Below are 4,107 nucleotides of genomic sequence, written 5' to 3'. Positions count from 1 at the left end.
TTCGCTGGCTTTCCAACCATCGAGAGACTTGCCGTCGAATAGTTGCACCCAATCGCCGGCTTGATCGGTCGATTTCTTATCGGCATCAGCCGCCTGTGCGAAACGCTCTTTCCCAGCCAGCGAAGCCGCCATCAAGCAGACAACGGCGACAAATAAGTTCATATTCATTGGATCACTCCCATTTCGGGCGGAATTGCCTGCCCGTCGATTAGTGTATCGCGCAGGAGACGGCAAATCGAGCAGGGGCTGCCGAAGAAAATCGACCATCATCTATCCGCAGAAACGCTACATGAGCGGGCTTAGCAAATGGGCGGCTGCATCGCCCAACTGCGACAAGTAGGAGCGGCGCTGCACGTCTTCGTGGGTGATTTCGCGGCTGTGTTGCAAATTACGAGAAAATAAATCGAGCAATCGATGAGCCAGCGGCTTGCTGCGCGCCAGGCAACTGGCTTCAAAATTCAAGCGGAAGCTGCGAACATCGATGTTGGCGCTGCCGACAATCGATAAATCGTCGTCAATGACCACGCTTTTAGCGTGCAAGATGGTCGGCAGATATTCGTACAATCGCACACCGGCGGCCAGCAAATCGGGATAGTACGAGCGGCCGGCCCATTGCACAATCCAAGCATCGCTTTTGGCCGGCACCAACACGCGTACATCGACCCCGCGATAAACCGCTGTTCGCAGGGCGGCCATGGTGCTTTCTTCCGGAATCAAATAAGGCGTAGTGATGTACACGCGCTGCTTGGCTTGCGCCAGCGATAGAAATAATGCGTCATGGGTAAAGTTATGCGGAGTGTGCGGGCCGCTCGCCAGAAGGCTGCACACTGCGTGGGCATCGTCCGGCGGCGGCAGCGCCGCCTGGCCTTCCGGCGTTTGCCATTGGCAGAAAATTTGCGGCGCGACAATTTCGCGCCCGGTGGCAAAGAACCAATCTTCCGCAAAAGTTTCCTGCAATTGGTCGACCACCGATCCTTCTAATTGCAACGCCAAATCGTGCCAGCCGGAAGTGTATTCGTCGCCGATGTTGATGCCGCCCAAAAATCCCGTGCAGCCATCGGCGAGCACAATTTTGCGATGATTGCGGAAGTTGATGGTCGGCCTTGTGCTCCAGAGCGTTAGCGGCAAGAAAAAAGCCACTTCGCCGCCGGCCTCTTGCAATGGCCGCATCATCTTCCGCCGCCGGGCAAATCGGCTTCCCAAACCGTCCAGCAATAATCGCACATGCACGCCGGCCTTCGCCTTTTCGATGAGCATGTCGCGCCACGCGCGGCCCGTGGCATCGTCGTTCCAAATATAAAACGAAATGTGAATATGTTGTTTGGCGGCGCGAATGGCTGCTTCGATGGCCGGATACGCTTCGGCGGCATCGATCAATAAACGCACCCGATTGTCGATGGTGGGCGGAAAGACCCATTCGGCTTCTTCCACAGGCATGAAGCGAATCGGCAGCAGGTCCAGCGGCGAAGCAGCGGCGGTTGATTCATCGCGAACCTGAGTCAGCGCAAAGGCAGTTTTTGCCGCCGCTCTGCGCCGTTTGCGCCGCTGTCGCTCCAAGTGCTTGCGGCCAATGGCCCACCACAGAAAAATTCCGATTCCGGGCAAGGCAAATAATACGAGCAACCAGCTAACCGCCGAGTGTGGCTTTCCCCGCCGTTGAAGCAAAACGGACGGAACACTGGCGATTGCCAGCAGGTAACTTAGCGACAAGATCAGCAGCCACCAATCGGTCGACCACCGCAGGACCGCCAGCAAAAAAAGGTTGGGCATCATGGCGGAGCAAGTTTAGCATGTGCAACCTGCATTGGCGGTGTTTCACCGAGAATGATAGTGTTTGACAATTCAGGCGCAGGAAAATCAATTGTATCAGGATTTTTTTGTCCTGGCGCTACTGACTGGTGCCAGACGTGGCAATTTAGAACGGATGCAGTGGGCGGATTTACAACTAGATAGCGCCTTGTGCACATTCCGCATACAAAAAACGATCAGCCCGTTATTGTGGGCCAATGTCCGCCTGCCCGAGGCATCGGAAACTACGCCGGAGAATGACGTGTTCGAATTGTCGGCCCCGACCGTGAGGAGATCTGAGCCAGTCGTGCCGAAGGTTGTCACGCTGCCTGCGCCCGCCAATGAGCCGACAATTTGGGCAAACCCGCCCAAATTGAACGTCGTGGTTCGGGTGCGTTTACGCTGGGTGGTGCGAATAACCTTTACCGGAGGCCTGAGTATCGACCGCGGTACTGTGGCAATGAGCGGAGGGTCGCTTCTGGGCACCGTCGTGAATTCGGCGACGTTCTCGTCTATAACGCAGTCACATTTGGCGGCCGATTGATCAACGCCGGAGTCGCCGTGTTCAACTCGGACTTCGACGCTGGCAATGGGATGGAAAACAATGCCAATTTTTCGATTCCTTCTGGCCGCACTTTGACGCTCGGGGGCCTTGGCCTCGATAACGAAGGCACGCTGACCATGGCCGGCGGTATGCTGTCCTTCAGCACCGTGGCTAGCGCCGCGAACATCAACCGCGGAACGTTCTATTTCTCCAGCACTGTTCCCTTTAATCTCAACGGCGCGACATTCACCAATTCCGGCGCCATGAGCCTCCGCGGAGGCCTTGTCAGCGGCGCGATCGGAACAACGAACTATTGAACCGGGGTTCCGAATCGCAGTAAAATCCGGTGCTGCGTTAGTCCAATCCAGGGTATCGGTGCCGGCCAACGCCACTCGACTTGTAACCAAAAGTCGGCTGGCTCTAGCGGTACCTTCTGATTTATGCTGACGGTGATTTTGAAGCGATCACAATAGGTTCACCACCGATGAGCCGATTCACTCCGAAAAGTGTCATTTGCCTGCGAGAATATAGCTGGCAAAAGTTCTCCGCCGATTTAATCGCGGGTCTGACGGTCGGCATGGTGGCACTGCCGCTGGCGATGGCATTTGCCATTTCGTCAGGTGTATCACCCCAAGCTGGTATTTATACGGCCATCGTGGCTGGGTTCTTAATCTCCGCGTTCGGCGGCTCGAAAACCCAAATTGGCGGCCCCACGGGAGCGTTTGTCGTGATCGTGTATGGCATCGTTGCCAAATATGGCATCGACGGCTTGTCCGTTTGCACTCTGATGGCGGGGTTAATGTTGGTGGTGCTCGGCGTGACAGGTTTGGGAAGTACGATCAAATATATTCCAAGACCAGTGATCGTCGGATTCACGAACGGCATCGCTGTTCTCATTGCCAGCACGCAGATCAAAGACTTCTTTGGCTTGCAAATCGACAAAGTGCCGGGTGAGTTTGTAGGCCGATTGGAGGTATTGGCCACTCACTTTGCTACGATCTCCTGGACAGCCACGGCTCTGGCATCAGCAGCGATTGTGTTAATCCTATTGTTTCGCCGATTTGTCAAGCGAATTCCCGCTTACATCGTGGCACTGGTGCTGGGAACGGCAATCGTTGGAATTGCCGGTTTGAATGTCGAAACGATTGGCACTCGTTTTGGCGGTATTCCAACTGGCCTACCCTCGTTTACGCTGCCGCGTATTGATTTCCACATGATCGGAGTGTTATTCCCTTCGGCCCTGACAGTGGCTTTACTGGGTGCGATTGAATCGCTGCTCTCGGCGGTGGTTTCGGATCGGATGAGCGGCGACAAGCACAATCCCAATGTGGAACTTATCGGCCAGGGCATTGCGAACTTGGCATCGCCATTTTTTGGCGGTATTCCCGCAACCGGAGCCATCGCCCGTACAGCAACCAATGTCCGGTCGGGAGCAAAGACACCGATTGCCGGAATGATTCACGCAGTTACTTTGTTGTGCATCCTGCTGTTTGCTGCACCATTGGCAAAATTCATCCCGCTTTCGGTTCTAGCCGCGATTCTGCTGGTGGTCGCCTATAATATGGGCGAATGGCATGAAATCCCCAAACTATTAAAGCTTACTTGGGCCGACATCAGTGTCTGGGCCATCACCTTTGGCTTGACCGTGTTTGCAGATCTGACTGTGGCGGTCGAAACCGGGATTGTCCTGGCCGCACTTTTGTATATCCGAAAAGTAACTGGCACGACCACCATCATGCGTGTAACCCCGCAGTACGTTGAGGAAGGCTGGCTAC

Annotated in this window: 4 protein-coding genes; 3 read left to right on the top strand and 1 reads right to left on the bottom strand. The window is 55.1% G+C overall.

The features are described from left to right. Positions 1-285: 285 nt before the first annotated feature. On the bottom strand, positions 286-1,773 hold the full coding sequence (gene cls, locus VFE46_00965; protein HZZ26547.1) for a cardiolipin synthase: 1,488 nt from the start codon (positions 1,771-1,773) through the stop codon (positions 286-288). A gap of 88 nt (positions 1,774-1,861) precedes the next feature. Between cls and VFE46_00960 the strand changes: the two genes are divergently transcribed. The 3 genes from VFE46_00960 to VFE46_00950 form a co-directional block, all read left to right on the top strand. Further along, the gene (locus tag VFE46_00960; GenBank protein ID HZZ26546.1) at positions 1,862-2,332 is read left to right on the top strand and encodes a hypothetical protein; all 471 of its coding nucleotides are present in this window, start codon (positions 1,862-1,864) and stop codon (positions 2,330-2,332) included. A 17-nt stretch (positions 2,333-2,349) separates the two neighbouring features. Beyond that, entirely contained in the window at positions 2,350-2,649 is a 300-nt protein-coding gene (locus tag VFE46_00955; GenBank protein ID HZZ26545.1) for a hypothetical protein, read from the top strand. A gap of 167 nt (positions 2,650-2,816) precedes the next feature. Further along, positions 2,817-4,107, top strand: a 1,291-nt coding sequence (locus tag VFE46_00950; GenBank protein HZZ26544.1) for a solute carrier family 23 protein, incomplete at its 3' end; no start/stop codon positions are given.

Source organism: Pirellulales bacterium (assembly GCA_035656635.1).
GTDB lineage: Bacteria > Planctomycetota > Planctomycetia > Pirellulales > JADZDJ01 > DATJYL01.
Note: the sequence above shows the minus strand (reverse complement) of the source record. Positions and strands in the feature narration are given on the sequence as shown.

Excerpts from the sequence above, each read along its gene's own strand:
- cls (HZZ26547.1), bottom strand. The coding sequence starts at position 1,773 with ATGATGCCCAACCTTTTTTTGCTGGCGGTCCTGCGGTGGTCGACCGAT.